Source organism: Pseudomonas jilinensis (genome assembly GCF_003586265.1).
Classification (GTDB): Bacteria; Pseudomonadota; Gammaproteobacteria; order Pseudomonadales; family Pseudomonadaceae; genus Halopseudomonas; species Halopseudomonas phragmitis.
The window spans coordinates 232,566-250,277 of the sequence record NZ_QJSA01000004.1; the positions used below are offsets into that span (position 1 = coordinate 232,566).

Consider the following 17,712-nt stretch of genomic DNA (forward strand, 5'->3'; position numbering starts at 1 on the left):
CGCGCGATGTTGGCGGCCAGGCGGTTGCGGCCTTTATTTACATTGACAGGAATCCAAATGAGCGAAAGCTTTGCCGAACTTTTTGAAGAAAGCCTGAAAACTCTCGATATGGAGCCGGGCTCCATCATCACCGGTATCGTTGTGGACATCGACTCCGACTGGGTCACCGTTCACGCCGGTCTGAAGTCCGAGGGTGTCATTCCGCGTGATCAGTTCCTGAACGATCAGGGCGAGCTTACCATCGCAGTGGGTGATGAGGTGCACGTTGCACTGGACGCCGTAGAAGACGGCTTCGGTGAAACCAAACTGTCCCGTGAGAAGGCCAAGCGCGCCGAATCCTGGAAAGTTCTCGAGGCAGCTTTCGCCGCCGAAGAAATCGTCAAGGGTGTCATCAACGGCAAGGTCAAAGGTGGCTTTACCGTCGACGTCAATACCATCCGTGCGTTCCTGCCGGGTTCGCTGGTCGATGTCCGTCCGGTGCGCGACACTGCCCACCTGGAAGGCAAGGAACTGGAATTCAAGGTCATCAAGCTCGACCAGAAGCGCAACAACGTTGTCGTTTCCCGCCGTGCTGTGCTGGAAGCCGAGAACAGTGCCGAGCGCGAAGCCCTGCTGGAAACCCTGCAGGAAGGTCAAGTGGTCAAGGGTATCGTCAAGAACCTCACCGACTACGGCGCGTTCGTCGATCTGGGCGGCGTCGATGGCCTGCTGCACATCACCGACATGGCCTGGAAGCGCATCAAGCATCCGTCCGAGATCGTCAATGTTGGCGATGAGATCGACGTCAAGGTGCTCAAGTTCGACCGCGAGCGCAATCGCGTCTCCCTGGGCCTGAAGCAACTGGGCGAAGATCCGTGGGTCGCCATCACCGGTCGTTATCCGGAAGGCACCCGTGTTACCGCCAAGGTCACCAACCTCACCGACTACGGCTGCTTCGCCGAGCTGGAAGAGGGTGTTGAAGGTCTGGTACACGTGTCTGAAATGGACTGGACCAACAAGAACATCCACCCGTCCAAGGTCGTTCAGGTCGGCGACGACGTGGAAGTCATGGTTCTGGATATCGACGAAGATCGTCGTCGTATCTCCCTGGGCATCAAGCAGTGCAAGATGAACCCGTGGGAAGAGTTCTCCAGCAAGTTCAACAAGGGCGACAAGATCTCCGGCTCCATCAAGTCGATCACCGATTTCGGTATCTTCATTGGTCTGGACGGCGGCATCGACGGTCTGGTTCACCTGTCCGATATCTCCTGGAACGAAGTCGGCGAAGAAGCCGTACGTCGCTTCAAGAAGGGCGACGAGATCGAAACCGTCATCCTGTCGGTTGACCCAGAGCGTGAGCGTATCTCCCTGGGCGTCAAGCAGTTGGAAGACGATCCGTTCTCGAACTTCGTTTCCCTGAACGACAAGGGCAGCATCGTTACCGGTACCGTCAAGGAAGTTGATGCCAAGGGTGCAGTCATCACTCTGGCCGACGATGTCGAAGGCACTCTGAAAGCCTCCGAAATCAGCCGTGACCGCGTTGAAGACGCCCGTAACGCGCTGAACGTTGGCGATGAAGTCGAAGCCAAGATCGTTGGTGTCGACCGTAAGAGCCGCGTGATCAGCCTGTCGATCAAGTCCAAGGACGTTGATGACGAGAAGGAAGCGATCCGCGATCTGCGTCAGCAGGAAGTGGCTGCTGCTGGCCCGACCACCATTGGTGATCTGATCAAGCAGCAAATGGAGAACAAGGGCAACTAAGTCCTTGTGATTCCTGAAAAAGGGCGACTTCGGTCGCCCTTTTTTGTGGCTTTGGGGTTATTCCTAGCTTTGTGCTCCTTATCAGGCTGTTCAAACGTCGTCAAGCATGGTAAAACCATAAAAAACGGATCTAGCCGCTTGAAAAAAAAGGAAAAACCATGACCAAGTCGGAGTTGATCGAGCGTATCGTCGAACAGCAGGGACAGTTATCGGCCAAGGATGTGGAACTGGCCATCAAAACCATGCTGGAGCACATGTCCCAGGCTTTGGCGACCGGCGAACGTATCGAGATTCGCGGTTTCGGCAGCTTCTCTTTGCACTATCGGGCACCTCGGGTTGGCCGCAATCCGAAGACCGGTGATGCGGTTGAGCTGGACGGCAAGTTCGTGCCGCACTTCAAGCCGGGCAAGGAGCTGCGTGACCGGGTTAATGAGTCGCTGTAAGCCTGGCGCTGTATCTCCCCTGAACTAGCCTGCGCTATACTCCGGCCTACACGAATGGATTGGAGTGTGTGGCATGCTATGGCTCAAGCGCGCAGTGCTGATCATTGTCCTTTTGCTGGTGGCACTGGCGACCCTTGATTTCATGCTGGAAAACCAGCAGAGCGTAACCCTTCAGTTTCTGGAAATGCAGTCTCCAGCGTTTCCGCTTTCCCTGTTCATTGTCTTTGCCTTCATTCTTGGTAGTTTGCTGGGAGTGTTCATCGGCTGGCTGATCACCACGCGTCTGCGTTTGCGGCTGATGTTGCAAAGCAATGAGTTGAACCGCTACCGCAAGGAAATTGACAAGCTGCGGACCCAGGCCGTCAAAGGCTGATTGCCATGCAGGAGCTGCTGTTCCTTGGCCTGTTCATGGCAGCCCTGGCGATAGGTTGGTTGCTTGGGCGGCGTGAGGCGATCAAGGTCGGTTTCATGCTCAAGCCGCACGGCAGTGCGATCGACAAGCAGTATTTCATCGGCCTTAACTACCTGCTCAACGAACAGCCGGACGAGGCGATTGAAACTTTTATTCGGGCGCTGGAAGTCAATCCGGAAACAGTAGAAACCCATATCGCCATTGGCAAGCTATTCTGCCAGCGTGGCGATGTCGAGCGTGCGATTAAGGTCCACCAGAACCTGTTGGCCCGGCCTAATCTGACTCGTGAGCAAGCTGACCGGGTTCAGCTTGAGTTGGCCAGAGATTACCTGGCGGTCGGTATGCTTAATCGTGCCGAGCGGTTGCTTGATGAACTGATCAACTCGAACTCCCAGCTCAAGGCCGAAGCTCTGGTAGATCTGATCATGGTCCATGAGCGCGAGCGCGACTGGGAGCATGCGATTGAGGCTGGGCGCAAGCTGGTGCGTGAGCGTGCTGATTTCAAGGTGGTGCTCGCGCATTACCACTGCGAATTGGCGCAAAAGCCCCAAAGCCTGGGCGAGTGGCCGCAGGTCAGGCGCCTGATGCGGGCAGCGCTCGAGGTGGACCCCGGGTGTGTGCGAGCAATGTTGATGCTGGCTGAGCTTGAACAGGCGCAGGGTCAGGTCCGTGAGGCGGCCAAATGGCTGCAGCGGTTGGCCGAACAGGACGCTGATTTTGTCCCTCAGGCCTTGCCGCTGGTACGTCGCTGCGCTGATAATGGCGGCCTGGATATGCAGGCCTACCTGGATCGGGTTTTGGCGGCGGACGGATTGCCGATGATGGCAACCGTGCTGGCCAAAGCCGATGAGCTGTATCAGCAGCAGGGGTTGAGTGCTGCCAGCCTGTTTGTGCTGGCACATATCCAGCAACGGCCTTCGCTGCGGGGGTTGTTGTATCTGATAGATCTGCACAAGGATCAGGTTGGCCAAAAAGGACGAGACAACCTGATGATCTTGCGTGGGATTGTCGAAGCGTTGCTGATCGACAAACACCAGTACCGTTGTGAGGCTTGTGGCTTTTCCGCCCGGCAGCTTCACTGGCAGTGTCCCACCTGTCACGGCTGGTCCACTCTAAGACCCCTCAAGGGGCGAGAGGCTGCCTGAGCGGCCATTCCCCTTTCGTATTTAGCACAGGACTGATGCATGCCTTGTCACACACCTATCATTGTCGCGCTGGATTTTGCCGACGCTGCTGACGCTCTGGCCCTCGCTGACCAGCTCAACCCCAGTCAGTGCCGGGTCAAGGTCGGCAAGGAGCTGTTTACCAGCAGTGGTCCGGCGGTGGTTGATGCGCTTCAGGCAAAGGGCTTTGAAGTGTTTCTGGATCTCAAGTTCCATGACATCCCCAACACCACGGCCAGCGCCGTACGAGCTGCTGCCGAGTTGGGCGTCTGGATGGTTAATGTGCATGCCGGAGGCGGGCGGCGGATGATGGAGGCCTGTCGTGAGGTGCTCGACCGGCGCTCTGGTGCACGTCCACTGCTGACCGCTGTCACCGTGCTGACCAGCATGGAGCAAGAGGATTTGCAGGAGGTCGGGATGGATATCGAGCCGATGGTTCAGGTCCAGCGCTTGGCGCGGCTTACCCAGGACTGTGGGCTCGATGGAGTGGTGTGCTCGGCGCGTGAGGCCAAGGCATTGCGTAGCGCTTTGGGTGATGATTTTCTGTTGGTCACGCCGGGTATTCGTCCGGCTGAAGCCAGTGCTGATGATCAGAAGCGTATCGTGACGCCGCGCCAGGGCCTGGACAACGGCAGCAGCTATCTGGTGATTGGCCGACCAATTACCCGTGCCGAACAGCCGGCGCAAGCGTTGCAGGCCATTATCGCCAGTCTGGCCGAGTAATGCACAACGGCTCCGGCCGCCGCTGGCGGCCGGTATTGGCCGTTGTCATTACGGGGTGATGGCCACCTTGAGTACCCCATCGCGCTGATGGCTGAACAGCTCATAGGCGGCGACAATGTCGTCGAGCTTGAAGCGGTGGGTAACCATGGCCGTCAGGTCGACCCGTCCTGATGCGACAACTTCCATCAAACGCCGCATGCGCTCTTTGCCGCCAGGGCATAGCGTGGTCACTATGGTGTGATCGCCCAGGCCTGCAGCAATGGCGTCAAGTGGCATCGACAACTTGCCCGAATAGACTCCGAGACTGGATAGAGTGCCGCCGGGCTTCAGCGCGCGCAGACAGGACTCGAAGGTTTGCTGGGTGCCGAGTGCTTCAATCGCAACATCTACCCCAGCGCCCTGGGTCTGTTCCCGAATCACGACCAAGGGATCCTGTTCCTTGAAGTTGATCGTGATATCCGCGCCCAGTCGCTTGGCAACCTCCAGGCGCTCATTGACGCCGTCGACCACGATGATCCGGGTCGCTCCCATCAGTTTGGCGCCAGCGGTGGCACACAGTCCTATTGGCCCCTGGGCAAAGATCGCCACAGTGTCGCCAATGCGGATATGACCACTTTCAGCGCCGCCAAAACCGGTACTCATGATGTCCGGGCACATCAGGACCTGCTCGTCGCTCAGACCGTCCGGGACTGGGGTCAGGTTGGCCTGGGCGTTGGGGATACGCACGTATTCGGCCTGGCAGCCGTCGATGCTGTTACCCAGTTGCCAGCCACCCATGGCATGCCCGCCGCACTGACTTGAGTGTCCATCCAGGCAGGGGTGACATTGACCGCAGGGGGTAATGGCCCCGGCAATGACCCGTTGACCGATGTGGTAGCCGCTAACTGCATTGCCAAGCTTTTCGATCACGCCAACCGGTTCGTGGCCAATGATCAAACCGGGCTTGACCGGGTACTCGCCTTTGAGAATGTGTACATCGGTGCCGCAAATGGTCGTCGTGGTCACGCGTAGAAGAGCGTCGGTCGGGCCGATGTCGGGGATGGGGCGCTGCTGAATTTCGATGCGGCCGGGTTCAACGAAAACCGCGGCTTTCATGCTGCTCATGGTGCACCTCCGGGGCAGGTGGCGGGATACTGAGCATTAACAATAGACCGGCTGGTGGCGTGTGGGGTTGATCTGGGTCAAGGTGGGCAAAGCTTCGCCACCCGGTGATCCGGGTGGCGGGTAGGTAGGTCAGCTCATTTGCGACTGCTGGTAATTCTCCAGACCAACCGCGTTGATCAGGCCGAGCTGGGTTTCCAGCCAGTCGACATGTTCCTCTTCGGAGTTGAGGATCTGTTCGCACAGATCGCGGCTACCGTAGTCGCCAACGCTTTCACAGTAAGCGATGGCCGCTTTGAGGTCCGGGATGCCTTTCATTTCCAGCTTGAGGTCGCACTCGAGGATTTCCCGAGTGTTCTCACCGATCAGCAGCTTGCCCAGATCCTGCAGATTGGGTAGGCCTTCGAGAAACAGTATCCGCTTGATCAGCATGTCGGCATGCTTCATTTCGTCAATGGATTCGTGATACTCGTGGTCGCCAAGCTTGTCCAGCCCCCAGTCCTGCAGCATGCGCGCATGGAGAAAATACTGGTTGATGGCAACCAGTTCGTTGCCAAGAATGGTATTGAGATGCTGGATGACTTTCTTGTCGCCTTTCATGACTGATGTCCTCACTTCAGTTCAGCTATCAGTCTGGTCTGGCGGTTGCTTAAAGTCAAATCTAAGTGGTTGATCTGGAAGGGAATTAGTAATGATTATCAGTTGGAATTAATGTCTGTCAGGCGGCGACCCAGAGCGAGTCGCCGGCCATGGCCGCGGCCTGACCGGCCAGCAATGTTTCATTCAGCAGGGACTTACAATCGCGCCCGCATTTTCCGCATTGACTGGCGACATCCAGAGACTCACGCAGATCGCGCATGCTGCATGCGCCACTATTGATCGCATCGCGAATCTGACGGTCGGTAACCCCTTTGCACAGACAGACGTACATGGCATGTCCCAGTTCTGAATGGTTATGCTGGACATGCTAATGGTAATGAGAATAGTTGTCAAACGAGTTTGAGATATTATTACGCGGCACGGTTAAGGGCGTACCGCGTAACGACGGCTCAATCAAAAAACATTGTCCAGAATAGCTTCTACAACTGCAGTAGTGACTGCTATCAGCACCAGATCGCGGCCTACCCGACGCCAGTCGTAGCCGGGGTAGTGGGGTAGTTGGGCGACCAGGCGGCTATCCAACTGTTTGGCGATTCCCGGGGGAAGGGGCTTGCCTCGGGCCAGATTCTTCCGGATGCCTGGTGGCAGGCTGTCGACCTGGCCAACATACATATGGTTGTCGCGCAGGATAGTGCGGATTACGGCTTCTTCGATAACCACCCGTGAGCTGGAGTGGTTATGGGTAGTTTGATACTGGTGGTGTCCCGCCTGGCCACGCGCATGCGGCGGCTGCGCCAATACGCTGCCGGCACATAGGCTGAGGGCTAGAAACAGGGTGCAATGGCGCGCGGTCATGAGTTTGTTCACGGGCATACGGGTTGTTCTCCTTTTGTCGTTTGAGTGTAACTGTGGTCTTTGGGTTCCGTCATGCTGTTGATTGAACCTTGCTCCAGAACCATCAGTGAACTGAATGTGGCCCATGGTGGCCGATCGATAATGGCTGGGCCCCTTTATTTTCCGGCGTTCTACCGTAGCTCAAAGAGCTTGACGACACAGTTCATTGCAGGGGCGAATGACTATTCAGTCAGTGCTGCTTGTAATGCGCTTATGGGGGCCTAGAATCGGTCAGGCTATACGGCGGTTGATTGCCGGCTGGGGCATGGCTTGATTGTCTTGCACCATTTGCTACCGGCGCGGCCGCGACGAGACGAACAATGAAAACAAGGCAAGCCCTGCGGGAGCTTGCACGTATCTCAGCGGGAGACAAGCATGAGTCAGTCTGGCGTTCTCAAGCGCTCCACCATCCTGGTTCACGGTTCCGTGGGCATGCCATTGGCAGTGATCGGTTACCCACTGGTGGTTTACCTGCCACCGTTTTACGCCCAGGAAGTTGGGCTCAACATGGCCTTGATGGCGCTAGTGCTGGTCATCGCCCGCATGTCCGATGTCATCACCGATCCGTTGATCGGCACTCTCAGTGATCGCTGGCAAACCCGGCTGGGGCGGCGCAAACCCTGGCTGCTGATGGGGATGCCGCTGATGCTGCTGGGTACGGTGATGATTTTCATGCCACCCGAGGGGGCTGGGATTGGCCATCTGCTGGTTTGGACCGTGATCATGTATCTGGGGTGGACCATGGTTACCTTGCCCTATGGTGCCTGGGGCGCTGAGCTTTCGCCTGCATACCACCAGCGCAGTCGGGTTACTGCTGCACGGGAGGGATTTGTGCTGGTAGGCCTGTTTCTTGCCGCCTTGGCTCCGGCCATCGTTCAGCGCCTGGGGGCCAAGTTTCAGGCCGGCGAGACTGACGGGGCTGTCATGCAGTTTGCGGTCTGGCTGCTGGGCAGTGATGGTCAGCTCAGTATCGGTTATGGTCCGATTCTGGCAGCGATGGCCTGGATGCTGTTGATTTTGCTGCCGTTGACCGTGCTGCTGGTGGTTACTACGGTCAAGGAAGCACCGCCTAAGTCAGTGCAGCGCACCGACTGGCGCAAGGGGTTGCGGGTACTGAAGAATAACGGCCCGTTCAAGCGCATGATGCTGATTCTGCTGATCGTGGTAACCGGTGAGTCATTCCGCAATGCACTGTCGGTTTTTTCATGCAGCACGTTATTCAGATTCAGGCCCATATCGGCATGATGTACTTGCTGTACTTCGGGGTCGGTATTCTGGGGATTCCATTCTGGCTGATCGCCGGTAAACGTATCGGCAAGCACCGGGCGTTTTGTGTCGCGGTAGCAGTGTCGAGCCTGAGCATCATAGGTATGTTCTTTCTGCAGGCCGGCCAGTTGCTGCCGTTCGCCATCATGTTCGCGCTCAAGGGCTTCTGTTTTGCCGCCTTCCAGTTCCTGCCGCTGTCGATGCTGGCGGATATCGTTGATCTGGATACAGCCCGTAGCAAGGAGCATCGGACCGGGTTGTTCTTCGCCATGTCCGGCATGGCCCATAAACTGGCGATGGCGATCGGTCTGGGGTTGTCGCTTGGGCTGCTGGCGCTGGTCGGTTTCGATGCCCAGGCTGCTGAGCATAGCGACGGGCAACTGATGGCCTTGCGGGTGCTGTATATCCTTGGGCCGGTCATGTTGTATATGACCGCTTTCGCTATTTCCTGGCGCTATCCGCTGACCTCGGATCGTCAGGAGCGGATTCATCAATGGATTGTACGGCGTAACCGTCGTTTGGGGCTGGCTTCGCACTGACGGTGGGCTAACCAGCGCCCGGGGTTAGCGGGCGCTGGTATGAGAAAAGTCTAAAAAAGGTGCTGAATGACAACTCAGTATCCTTGCATGTGTCCTGATTCGTTTATGCTGACATCCTATAACAAGGACTCGCTGAACAAGGACCACCCTGCACATGGCACAACCCTCGCAATTCTCCCTGCTGGCCAGCAGGCGTTTTCTGCCTTACTTCCTCACCCAGTTATTTGGGGCTTTCAACGATAATTTGTTCAAGCAGGCGCTGATCCTGGCGATCCTGTATAAGCTCAGTTTTTCGGGTGATAGCAATCTACTGATCAACCTGTGCGCGTTGCTCTTCATTCTGCCGTTCTTCCTGTTTTCGGCACTGGGAGGTCAGTTCGGCGAGAAGTTTGCCAAGGATGCCCTGATCCGGGTAATCAAGGGCGGCGAGATCCTGATCATGCTGTTGGGGGCTGTCAGTGTGCTGTTTGGCAGTCTGCCACTGATGCTGCTGGTACTGTTCGCCATGGGGACTCAGTCAGCCCTGTTCGGCCCGGTCAAATATTCGATCCTGCCTCAGCACCTGCGAGAAGAGGAACTGGTTGGCGGGAACGCATTGGTGGAAATGGGCACCTTTCTGGCGATTTTGGGCGGCACCCTGTATGCCGGCATCCTCATGGCTGGCGATGGCTGGGCTGTCTGGGTCGGCGGGTCGGTAGTGGCGGTAGCACTTTTCGGGTTTGTGACCAGCCTGGGTATTCCCAGGGCTGCGGCAGCCTTACCGGGGCTGAAGCTGGACTGGAATATTTTGCGCCAGTCCTGGGCCATCATGCATCTGGGGTTGGTCAAGCAGGTGCCTTCGGTATCGCGCTCGCTGCTGGGCAACTCCTGGTTCTGGTTTCTCGGGGCGACCTATCTGACCCAGATTCCCGGGTTCGCCAAGGATTATCTGCACGGCGATGAAAGTGTGGTAACCCTGATTTTGATGGTGTTTTCCGTGGGTATCGCGCTGGGCTCAATGCTGTGTGAGCGCTTGTCCGGACGCAAGGTGGAAATCGGTCTGGTGCCATTCGGCTCATTGGGCTTGACCCTGTTCGGCCTGCTGCTGTGGTGGGGCGCCGGGAGTGTTGAGGCTGCCAGCGTCGAGTACACCTGGCTGGGTCTGATGAGCCAGCCAGCCGCCTGGTGGGTGATGAGCTGCATTCTCGGTCTGGGAGTATTCGGTGGTTTCTACATCGTTCCACTGTATGCGCTGATCCAGGCCCGTACCCGCGATGAAGAACGGGCCCGGGTGATTGCTGCGAACAATATCCTCAATGCTTTGTTCATGGTGCTGTCGGCGGTTACCGCGATTGCGTTGTTGACCCAGGCGGGCTTGTCGATCCCTGAGCTGTTTTTGGTCATTTCGCTGATGAACGTGGCGGTCAATGTCTACATCTTCAAGGTCGTGCCCGAGTTCACCATGCGTTTTCTGGTATGGCTGCTCAGCCACTCCATGTACCGGGTTTCGCATGACAATCTGGAGGCGATTCCGGACGACGGAGCTTGCGTGCTGGTCTGCAATCACGTGTCTTTCGTTGATGCTTTGCTGATCGGCGGCGCAGTGCGCCGACCGGTGCGCTTCGTGATGTACTACAAGATCTACAATTTACCTGTGCTGAACTTCATTTTCCGCACCGCCGGCACTGTGCCGATTGCGGCCCGGCATGAGGATGAGCAGGTGTATGAAGAGGCTTTTCGGCGTATTGGTGAATATCTGGAAGCAGGGGAAGTAGTCTGCATCTTCCCGGAGGGCAAGCTGACCGGTAACGGCGAGATCAATGAGTTTCGCAATGGCATCGCGCGCATCATTGAAGAGCACCCGGTGCCGGTGATTCCCATGGCTCTGCGTGGGCTGTGGGGCAGTTTCTTCAGCCGCGCCCCGGACAAAGGCTTTTTTCGCCGCTTCTGGTCGCGAGTGGGGCTGGTGGCGGGTGTGCCTCTGGCGCCGGAGCAGGTCACCAGTCAGGACTTGCAACAACAGGTCAGCCAGTTGCGTGGCGAGGGACGCTAAATGATGGGGTTGCGCGAGCGTGATCAGTTGCACCGCTGGGTCGAGAGCGGCCGGCTCGGAGCCGAGCAGTGGCAACAGTTGGAGCGCCTGGGCTGGCATCAGCCGGACTCCCGACAATGGCGCAACCTGCTTGATCGTCTGCTGGCGCTGGCCGGGGTTTTGCTGCTGGCTGTCGGGCTGATTTTCTTTCTGGCCTGGAACTGGGATGACCTGCACCGGTTTGCCAAGCTGGGGCTGGCTGTCGGGGCGCTGACAACGTTCACTGCACTAGCTGGTTACGCCGCGCCCTATTCATCGTTGCAACGTGCCATGCTGCTGGGCTGCGCCCTGACCAGCGGTGCCTTGCTGGCGTTGATCGGGCAGACCTATCAGACCGGGGCTGATATCTGGCAATTGTTTGCTGCCTGGGCTGTGTTGATGTTGCCCTGGGCGCTGCTGTCGCGTTCGGCAGTCTGTTGGGGGCTGTGGTTGCTGGTTTGTAATCTGGCGTTGCTGCGTTTCTTCATCAGCATGCCGATGTTTCAACTGTTCTGGGGTTTTGGCCAGGCTGACGGCTTGCTGATGCTGGGGTTGTTCAATCTCGCGGTACTGCTGCTGTTCGAGTGGCTTGAACCGTACCTGCTTTGCCGCCCTGCGCGGTTGATTCAGCGCTTGGCAGGCTTGCTGTTGCTGGCGGCCTGGACACCAGGGGGCTTGCTAGGCTGGTGGGAAAGTGGGTTTGCTGCGGTGTTGCTGGTTTTGCTGGTGGTGTGCGCGGTTGGGATAGTGGGCTATCTGTATCTGCGTCGGGATCTGCCATTGCTGGCCTTGCAGCTGTTCTGCCTGATCATTGTCGGAGCTTCGGGGCTGGCACGCGGGCTGGAGGCTTTGGATGGCTTCATGCTGTTCAATATCCTGGGTGGCTATCTGCTGCTCAGCAGTGCACTGGCTTCGATCTGGTTACATCGCTTGTACCGGGAGGGACGGGGATGAAGCAGGCCTGGCTGGATAACTTGCTCAAGGCCATGGGGCGTGAGCGCCTGATTGATTCTGCCCAACACCAGGGGCTGCTGGAGCTGGAGGGCTCGCCCTGGTGGTTGTCGCTGTTGCTCGGTGCTGCCGCCTGGTTGTCGGCGCTGATGATCGGTGGTGCTTTTTTCATGCCGGTGATGCTGCTGGCTGATGGCCCCTGGGGGCAGATGCTGGTTGGGGTATTGATGCTGGGAGCGAGTGTCTGGCTGTTTCGTCAGTCGGGCTTGTTCTCCGCCCAGTTGGCCCTGGCCTTTTCTCTTAGCGGTCAGTTGATTGTGGTGATTGCCTTGGTGCAAGGACTGGATTTGCCAACATACCGGTTGAGTTACCCGGCGCTGATCAGCGCGCTGTTGGCAGCAGCTCTGTTCTGGATGCCTGCAACAGCGCTGCACCGTATGCTTTGCGCTTTGCTGGTATTGGGAAACACCGCAGTGCTGATTGGCGCCGGTCCAGCGCTGGCGCTATACGGCCTGCTACTGGCGAGCGCAGCGGTGGTTGGCTGGTTGGCCCGCGCGCATTGGGCGTTGGCTGGTCTGGCGCAATGGCTCAGGCCTCTGCTCAATGCGGCCACGCTGGTTGCTCTGGTACTAATGCTGTTCGGCCATCAAAGCGTCATGGAAATGCTCTGGCAACGCCTGGGCGCGGGTACGGTGCATCACTGGCTGCCACTGTTCTATCGTCTGGGTGCAGGGCTGCTGTTGCTCGGGGTGGGGTTGTGGTTACTAAGAAACAGCGGGCGCCAGCGGCTGCTCTTGTTGGTGCCACTGTTGCTGCTATGTCTGTTGCTCAACCAGGCGCCGGGCCTGCTGGTTAGCGCTGCCCTGGGTCTGGCGGCCTGGCAGGCAGGAAGCCGGCTCTGGAGTGTCGTGGCACCAGTGTTTGCGCTGGGATATCTGGGGGAGCTGTACTACAGCCTGCATCTGAGCTTGCTGGATAAGTCGCTGGTTCTGGTGCTCAGCGGCATGGGGTTACTGGTGCTGCGCTGGTTGGCGTTGCGCTGGATCGGGAGGCTGTCATGACTCGAAGCTGGCAACGGCTGGGTATGTTTGCTGTCTGGCTGCTGGTGGTTGCGGTAGCTCTGGCTGCGGTGTGGGGGCATGAGCGTACCTTGCGTGACGGACATTTTGTCTTGCTTGAACTGGCCCCGGTGGACCCGCGCTCGCTGATGCAGGGCGACTATATGGCGCTGCGCTTCGCAGTTGATCTGCAGCTTCATCAGGCCGATGGTTGGCCCGATGAGGAGGGTGTGGCGCCACGGTTTGCCTGGCTTGTACTTGATCAGCAGCAGCGTGGGCGGTTACAGGCCGTGGCTGATGAATTACCCGAAACCGAAGCGCTCCTGGCTATGCGCATACGGCGTCAGGATGGTGGTTATAGCGTAGGCCCCAACGCCTTCTTCTTTCAGGAAGGAGCGGCCGAGCGCTATGAAACGGCTCGCTGGGGCGGCTTCCGGGTGCGTGCTGACGGAACGGCGTTGCTGCAGGCTCTCTATGATGCCGAACTGGAGTTGATCGGCAGCAACCAGCGCTGAGCGTGGCAGTCTCTGTTGTCGATTTGATCACAATTATGAATGAATGGTCATTCTTGTTTGTATCTTGCTGTTGTTTATTGGTTTTTGGTTCTATGGTAAGGCTACTGATTGAACAGGAGATAAACCATGGAACTCAGTGGCAAGGTCGTCGTGATCACCGGCGCCAGCAGTGGTATAGGCGCAGCAACAGCCACCCGCCTGGCCGGCCTCGGGGCCCGGGTCGTGCTGGGCGCGCGGCGCGCGGCACGGCTGGAGGCGCTGGCCGCCGATATTCACCAGGCCGGTGGTGAAGCATTGTGGCAAGAGACCGATGTGACCAATCGCGATCAGGTTCGCGCTCTGGTTGAACTGGCCGTACAGCGCTACGGCCGGCTGGATGTGTTGATCAATAATGCCGGCCTGATGGCGGTTGGTTCGATCCACAAATTGGCAGTTGATGAGTGGGAGCGAATGGTTGATATCAATCTCAAGGGGGTGTTGCATGGGGTGGCGGCGGCATTGCCGGTCTTTCAGCAGCAACAGGCCGGGCATCTGATCAATCTGGGGTCACTGGCTTCGCACAAGGTGGCGCCTGGCGGAGCAGTTTACAGCGCCACTAAGTTTGCTGTCCGGGCTCTGACTGAAGGGCTGCGTCAGGAGTGCCCGAACATTCGCTGCAGTCTGATATCGCCGGGCGCCATCGCCACTGAGCTGCCCTACGGCAGTTCTGACGAGAGGACCGTCAGGGCGCTGGAACAGGCCTATCAGATTGCCTTGCCCGCAGAGTCGGTGGCCCAGACGATTGCCTGGACGCTGGCTCAGCCGGCTGCGGTGGATATCAACGAAATCATTATCCGTCCCACCGTACAGCCGTTTTGAGCAGGTTCAGCGGGTGCCCTTGCTGGCCCGGTGCGGATTGGCCCAGGTTTGGCCGCTGACTCCGTTGGGGATGTTCTGGATTTCCCCGCCAGCATTCAGGAAAGCATCGATCTGGTCCTGAATCGACTGATGGGTAGCGATGGCGGCGTCGTTCTTGCGTTTGCTTGCAGTGGTTTTCGCGGACATGGGAACCTGCCGGTTTTGGAATAAGACCCACCACCATACAGGTTTTGCGGCAATAAAGCCCGGATTCACGGTAAAAGCCGGACAGGCGGCTGTCCGGCAGACCATTTTAGTGCTGGTGTCCACCTACGCCATGGGCGTGCCCGTGGGCAATTTCCTCTTCGGTGGCGGCGCGGACATCGAGAATCTCGATGGCGAAGGTCAGCTCCTTGCCGGCCAGTGGGTGGTTGGTATCCACTTCCACCTGCTTGAGGCCGACCTTGGTCACAGTAACCTGGACCGGACCGCGTTCGGTTTGCAGAACGGCGACCATGCCGGGTTTCCACTTTTTGGCGCCTTGCAGGTACTTGACCTGGACTTTCTGGGTGGCGTTTTCGCGCGGCTGGCCGTAGGCCTTTTCAGCGGGAATGGTGACGCTGAAGCTGTCGCCGGCCTGGCGGCCTTCCAGGGCCTCGACCAAACCGTCAATCAGGCCGGCCTGGCCGTGCAGGTAGAGCACTGGCTCATGTTTGTACGAGCTTTCGATCTCGCCACTGGCATCGGACAGGGTGTAGTGAAACTGGACAACGGTGTTGTTGGCGATCTGCATCGTTCCTGCTCGCTGGCTGGTTGAAAAGGCGAATTATCCAGTGCCGGCCGGCGAATGCCAAGTCAGCGCTTGGCGGGTTCGCCCCAGAGCTCTTTGAGGCGGGTATCACGCCCGCAGCGGCTGCGATAGAAGTTGTAGCGCAAGGGGTTCTTCAGGTAGTAGTCCTGGTGGTACTCCTCGGCCGGGTAGAAGGCCGTTTGCGGCAGGATTTCGGTCACGATGGGGCGGGCAAAGCGTCCCGAGTCGGTCAGGGCCTGGCGCGAGGTTTCCAGCACTGCACGCTGGTGTTCGTTGGCATAGAACAGCGCACTGCGGTATTGCCGGCCACGGTCGCAGAACTGGGCGTTGGCGGTCAACGGATCAATGGTCGGCCAATAGGCTTCGACCAGGCTGGCGAAGCTGGTCTGCTGCGGATCGTAGAACACCGCTACCGCTTCGATATGCTCGGTGCGGCCGGCCGAGACCATTGGATAGTTGGCGCTTTGGGCGTCGCCGCCGATATAGCCGGAGATGGTTTCGACCACGCCAGGCAGCTTGTCGAAATCGGCTTCGGTACACCAGAAGCAGCCGCCAGCGAAGACTGCCATTTGGGTGCCAGGCGGACCTTCCGTCAGGGCCTGGTTGGCGTGGGTCGGGGTGATACACAGCAGGGTCAGGATCAGCATTAGCCAGGGCATGGGTCAGCCTCGCAGTGGCGGCAGGGGCTGGTCAGCAGGCACGAAACGTAGCGCCACGCCATTGTTGCACCAGCGTTTACCCAGCGGTGCGGGGCCATCGTTGAACACATGACCCTGGTGGCCACCACAGCGGGCACAGTGATACTCGGTACGTGGCCACAGCAGTCTGAAATCGAGTTTGGTGCCCAGTGCACCCTCAATGGGTTGGGTGAAACTGGGCCAGCCGGTGCCACTGTCGTACTTGTCTTCGCTGCGAAATAGCGGCAGGTAACAGGCCGCGCACAGGTAGTTGCCAGGTTCGTAGAACTGATCCAGCGGGCTGCTGCCGGGTCGCTCGGTGGCCTCTTCGAACAAGACTTTCCAGGCCTCGGCCGAAACCTTGTCGCGCCAATAGCTGGGTGGATGCGCAAGGCGCGTAGGGGGCTGGGCGGACAAGGGCGAGTCTGCGGCCAGGGTAAAACCGCTGAACAGCGGCAGTACCGGCAGACTGGCCAGACCTGTCAACAGGGTTCTGCGGTTCATGGACTGCTCCTGTCGCAGCGGGGGTTCTGATTTGACCGCGCTGCCTTGGTTTGGTTGCCAGATCATAAGTATGGCAGGTGCGGCAGTGGCAATTGATAATGCTTGGCGCTAATGTTGCGATCAGTGCATACCCGATAGAGGAAACAAGAATGCATCTTTTTCGAGTCAAAGATTTTTTATGTCTTGCTGTCGCCCTGTTACTGGCCACGCCAGCGCTTGGGGCACCGTTCGACCCTCAGCGCCTGGCCATGCTGGACCAGGCGCTGCAGGCCGAAGTGGAGCAGGGGCGTCTGGCCGGCATAGCCCTGTTGATCGAGCGTGACGGCGAACAGGTCTATCGGCGCGAGGTTGGTTATCAGGATCTGGCCAGTCAAACCCCTCTGGCTGAAGACAGCCTGTACAAGATTTTCTCCCTGACTAAGCCGGTAACCGCTGTGGCAGTGCTGATGCTGGTGGAAGAGGGCAAACTGGCGCTGGATCAGGCGGTTGAGCATTACCTGCCGGAGTTCAAGGGTTTGCAAGTCGCAATAGCCGACGGTGAGGGTGGTCGCCCGGTGACCGAGCCGGCCAGCCATCCGGTCACGCTGCGGGAGTTGATGAACTACACCGGCGGCTTCAGCTATGGTCGGTTCAGTCAGTCACAGGTTGATACGCTGTATGAACAGGCTGACCTGTTCAGCACCGATCAGACCCTGGCAGAGATGGTTGCCAAGGTGGCAGCCCTGCCGCTACGTCAGCAGCCCGGGACGCTCTGGCATTACAGCATATCGGTCGATATCCAGGCACGCATAGTTGAGGTCGTCACCGGCCAGCCGTACGCCGAGTTTCTTGCTGAGCGTATTTTCCAGCCGCTGGGTATGCATGAAACCGCTTACCAGGTTACGCCAGAGCAGGCCCCGCGCCTGGTTACCTCCTATCATCCGGTGGCGGGTGAGGGGCTCAAGCCACTGCCCAACGATAGCTATCTCTTGTCACCCAAACTGACTATGGGTGGTAGTGGCCTGATTTCCAGCATGGATGACTATCTACGTTTTGCCCGCATGCTGCTCAATGAGGGCGAACTTGATGGAGTGCGTTTGCTCAAGCCGGAAAGCGTGCGGATGATGGCCAGCAACCAACTGCCCGAGGGTGTGGCTGGTCCGAACTGGGCACCTGGCAACCTGTTTGGCCTGAATGTGGCTGTGGTCAACGATCCGGAGCCGGCCGGCTTTCTGCCAGTGGGTACTTTCTGGTGGTGGGGGATTCAGGGACCCTGGATGTGGGTCGATCCGAGCAACGATACCGTTATTCTGGGCATGATGCAGAATACTGATTACCGTCACTCACGGGTGGTGCATAACACCATCAGCCAGATTCTCTATCGCCAGCGCTAACCCTACTCTAGGGAGCCTCTGAAAACGTAGGCGAGGCAGGCAAGACAAGGCAAAA

The 17,712-nt window shown here is 58.3% G+C and carries 19 protein-coding genes and 1 pseudogene; 12 read left to right on the plus strand and 8 right to left on the minus strand.

All coding sequences use genetic code 11. The annotated features are described in order from the left end of the window. Positions 1–57: 57 nt before the first annotated feature. The 5 genes from rpsA (at position 58) to pyrF (ending at position 4,481) form a co-directional block, all read left to right on the plus strand. Complete coding sequence (rpsA, locus tag C2846_RS06200; RefSeq protein ID WP_080050077.1) at positions 58–1,740, plus strand: 30S ribosomal protein S1; 1,683 nt, start codon at positions 58–60, stop codon at positions 1,738–1,740. Between the two features lie 158 nt (positions 1,741–1,898). Beyond that, a complete protein-coding gene (gene ihfB, locus C2846_RS06205) occupies positions 1,899–2,183 on the plus strand; it encodes an integration host factor subunit beta (RefSeq protein ID WP_080050078.1) in 285 nt (94 codons plus the stop codon). 73 nt (positions 2,184–2,256) lie between these two features. Next, the gene (locus tag C2846_RS06210; RefSeq protein ID WP_080050079.1) at positions 2,257–2,556 is read left to right on the plus strand and encodes a lipopolysaccharide assembly protein LapA domain-containing protein; all 300 of its coding nucleotides are present in this window, start codon (positions 2,257–2,259) and stop codon (positions 2,554–2,556) included. Between the two features lie 5 nt (positions 2,557–2,561). Then, positions 2,562–3,740, plus strand: a complete 1,179-nt coding sequence (gene lapB, locus C2846_RS06215) for a lipopolysaccharide assembly protein LapB (protein WP_080050080.1) — start codon at positions 2,562–2,564, stop codon at positions 3,738–3,740. A gap of 39 nt (positions 3,741–3,779) precedes the next feature. Then, positions 3,780–4,481: an orotidine-5'-phosphate decarboxylase gene (gene pyrF / locus C2846_RS06220; protein ID WP_080050081.1), complete on the plus strand. Its 702-nt coding sequence runs from the start codon at positions 3,780–3,782 to the stop codon at positions 4,479–4,481. Between the two features lie 48 nt (positions 4,482–4,529). Here pyrF and C2846_RS06225 read toward each other — a convergent pair whose 3' ends face one another. The 4 genes from C2846_RS06225 to C2846_RS06240 form a co-directional block, all read right to left on the minus strand. Beyond that, entirely contained in the window at positions 4,530–5,585 is a 1,056-nt protein-coding gene (locus C2846_RS06225; protein WP_080050082.1) for an NAD(P)-dependent alcohol dehydrogenase, read from the minus strand. Between the two features lie 129 nt (positions 5,586–5,714). Beyond that, a complete protein-coding gene (gene bfr, locus C2846_RS06230) occupies positions 5,715–6,182 on the minus strand; it encodes a bacterioferritin (RefSeq protein WP_080050083.1) in 468 nt (155 codons plus the stop codon). 118 nt (positions 6,183–6,300) lie between these two features. Further along, complete coding sequence (locus C2846_RS06235; protein WP_080050084.1) at positions 6,301–6,513, minus strand: bacterioferritin-associated ferredoxin; 213 nt, start codon at positions 6,511–6,513, stop codon at positions 6,301–6,303. Positions 6,514–6,635: 122 nt separating this feature from the next. Then, positions 6,636–7,055, minus strand: a complete 420-nt coding sequence (locus C2846_RS06240; protein ID WP_269434084.1) for an anti-virulence regulator CigR family protein — start codon at positions 7,053–7,055, stop codon at positions 6,636–6,638. A gap of 453 nt (positions 7,056–7,508) precedes the next feature. On the opposite strand from C2846_RS06240, the pseudogene C2846_RS18810 reads away from it, so the two are divergent. The 6 genes and pseudogenes from C2846_RS18810 (at position 7,509) to C2846_RS06275 (ending at position 14,313) form a co-directional block, all read left to right on the plus strand. Continuing rightward, positions 7,509–8,881, plus strand: a pseudogene (locus tag C2846_RS18810) (MFS transporter). A 154-nt stretch (positions 8,882–9,035) separates the two neighbouring features. Further along, positions 9,036–10,913 (plus strand): MFS transporter, encoded by a 1,878-nt coding sequence (locus C2846_RS06255; RefSeq protein ID WP_080050086.1) that lies wholly within the window; start codon positions 9,036–9,038, stop codon positions 10,911–10,913. Next, a complete protein-coding gene (locus C2846_RS06260) occupies positions 10,914–11,885 on the plus strand; it encodes a DUF2157 domain-containing protein (RefSeq protein WP_080050087.1) in 972 nt (323 codons plus the stop codon). After that, positions 11,882–12,943, plus strand: a complete 1,062-nt coding sequence (locus tag C2846_RS06265) for a DUF4401 domain-containing protein (RefSeq protein WP_119700975.1) — start codon at positions 11,882–11,884, stop codon at positions 12,941–12,943. Before C2846_RS06260 ends, C2846_RS06265 begins: the two co-directional genes overlap by 4 nt. Beyond that, entirely contained in the window at positions 12,940–13,455 is a 516-nt protein-coding gene (locus tag C2846_RS06270) for a GDYXXLXY domain-containing protein (RefSeq protein WP_119700976.1), read from the plus strand. Before C2846_RS06265 ends, C2846_RS06270 begins: the two co-directional genes overlap by 4 nt. Positions 13,456–13,581: 126 nt before the next feature. Further along, positions 13,582–14,313, plus strand: coding sequence for an SDR family oxidoreductase (locus C2846_RS06275; protein WP_119700977.1), 732 nt, complete (start codon positions 13,582–13,584; stop codon positions 14,311–14,313). A gap of 6 nt (positions 14,314–14,319) precedes the next feature. On the opposite strand, the gene C2846_RS06280 is transcribed toward C2846_RS06275, so the two are convergent. From C2846_RS06280 to msrB, 4 genes are all read right to left on the minus strand, one after another. Then, on the minus strand, positions 14,320–14,499 hold the full coding sequence (locus C2846_RS06280) for a hypothetical protein (protein ID WP_080050091.1): 180 nt from the start codon (positions 14,497–14,499) through the stop codon (positions 14,320–14,322). A 106-nt stretch (positions 14,500–14,605) separates the two neighbouring features. Next, positions 14,606–15,085 (minus strand): FKBP-type peptidyl-prolyl cis-trans isomerase, encoded by a 480-nt coding sequence (locus C2846_RS06285; protein WP_080050092.1) that lies wholly within the window; start codon positions 15,083–15,085, stop codon positions 14,606–14,608. Positions 15,086–15,147: 62 nt separating this feature from the next. After that, entirely contained in the window at positions 15,148–15,762 is a 615-nt protein-coding gene (msrA, locus tag C2846_RS06290) for a peptide-methionine (S)-S-oxide reductase MsrA (protein ID WP_119700978.1), read from the minus strand. Between the two features lie 3 nt (positions 15,763–15,765). Beyond that, positions 15,766–16,284 (minus strand): peptide-methionine (R)-S-oxide reductase MsrB, encoded by a 519-nt coding sequence (msrB, locus tag C2846_RS06295; protein WP_119700979.1) that lies wholly within the window; start codon positions 16,282–16,284, stop codon positions 15,766–15,768. A gap of 149 nt (positions 16,285–16,433) precedes the next feature. On the opposite strand from msrB, the gene C2846_RS06300 reads away from it, so the two are divergent. Continuing rightward, a complete protein-coding gene (locus C2846_RS06300; protein ID WP_165443778.1) occupies positions 16,434–17,657 on the plus strand; it encodes a serine hydrolase domain-containing protein in 1,224 nt (407 codons plus the stop codon). Positions 17,658–17,712: the final 55 nt, after the last annotated feature.

Excerpts from the sequence above, each read along its gene's own strand:
- C2846_RS06260 (WP_080050087.1), top strand. The coding sequence starts at position 10,914 with ATGATGGGGTTGCGCGAGCGTGATCAGTTGCACCGCTGGGTCGAGAGC.
- C2846_RS06265 (WP_119700975.1), top strand. The coding sequence starts at position 11,882 with ATGAAGCAGGCCTGGCTGGATAACTTGCTCAAGGCCATGGGGCGTGAG.
- C2846_RS06210 (WP_080050079.1), top strand. The coding sequence starts at position 2,257 with ATGCTATGGCTCAAGCGCGCAGTGCTGATCATTGTCCTTTTGCTGGTG.
- C2846_RS06270 (WP_119700976.1), top strand. The coding sequence starts at position 12,940 with ATGACTCGAAGCTGGCAACGGCTGGGTATGTTTGCTGTCTGGCTGCTG.
- C2846_RS06285 (WP_080050092.1), bottom strand. The coding sequence starts at position 15,085 with ATGCAGATCGCCAACAACACCGTTGTCCAGTTTCACTACACCCTGTCC.
- pyrF (WP_080050081.1), top strand. The coding sequence starts at position 3,780 with ATGCCTTGTCACACACCTATCATTGTCGCGCTGGATTTTGCCGACGCT.
- C2846_RS06235 (WP_080050084.1), bottom strand. The coding sequence starts at position 6,513 with ATGTACGTCTGTCTGTGCAAAGGGGTTACCGACCGTCAGATTCGCGAT.
- C2846_RS06225 (WP_080050082.1), bottom strand. The coding sequence starts at position 5,585 with ATGAGCAGCATGAAAGCCGCGGTTTTCGTTGAACCCGGCCGCATCGAA.
- rpsA (WP_080050077.1), top strand. The coding sequence starts at position 58 with ATGAGCGAAAGCTTTGCCGAACTTTTTGAAGAAAGCCTGAAAACTCTC.
- C2846_RS06275 (WP_119700977.1), top strand. The coding sequence starts at position 13,582 with ATGGAACTCAGTGGCAAGGTCGTCGTGATCACCGGCGCCAGCAGTGGT.
- C2846_RS06300 (WP_165443778.1), top strand. The coding sequence starts at position 16,434 with ATGCATCTTTTTCGAGTCAAAGATTTTTTATGTCTTGCTGTCGCCCTG.
- msrA (WP_119700978.1), bottom strand. The coding sequence starts at position 15,762 with ATGCCCTGGCTAATGCTGATCCTGACCCTGCTGTGTATCACCCCGACC.
- C2846_RS06255 (WP_080050086.1), top strand. The coding sequence starts at position 9,036 with ATGGCACAACCCTCGCAATTCTCCCTGCTGGCCAGCAGGCGTTTTCTG.
- C2846_RS06280 (WP_080050091.1), bottom strand. The coding sequence starts at position 14,499 with ATGTCCGCGAAAACCACTGCAAGCAAACGCAAGAACGACGCCGCCATC.
- C2846_RS06240 (WP_269434084.1), bottom strand. The coding sequence starts at position 7,055 with ATGCCCGTGAACAAACTCATGACCGCGCGCCATTGCACCCTGTTTCTA.
- msrB (WP_119700979.1), bottom strand. The coding sequence starts at position 16,284 with ATGAACCGCAGAACCCTGTTGACAGGTCTGGCCAGTCTGCCGGTACTG.
- lapB (WP_080050080.1), top strand. The coding sequence starts at position 2,562 with ATGCAGGAGCTGCTGTTCCTTGGCCTGTTCATGGCAGCCCTGGCGATA.
- ihfB (WP_080050078.1), top strand. The coding sequence starts at position 1,899 with ATGACCAAGTCGGAGTTGATCGAGCGTATCGTCGAACAGCAGGGACAG.
- bfr (WP_080050083.1), bottom strand. The coding sequence starts at position 6,182 with ATGAAAGGCGACAAGAAAGTCATCCAGCATCTCAATACCATTCTTGGC.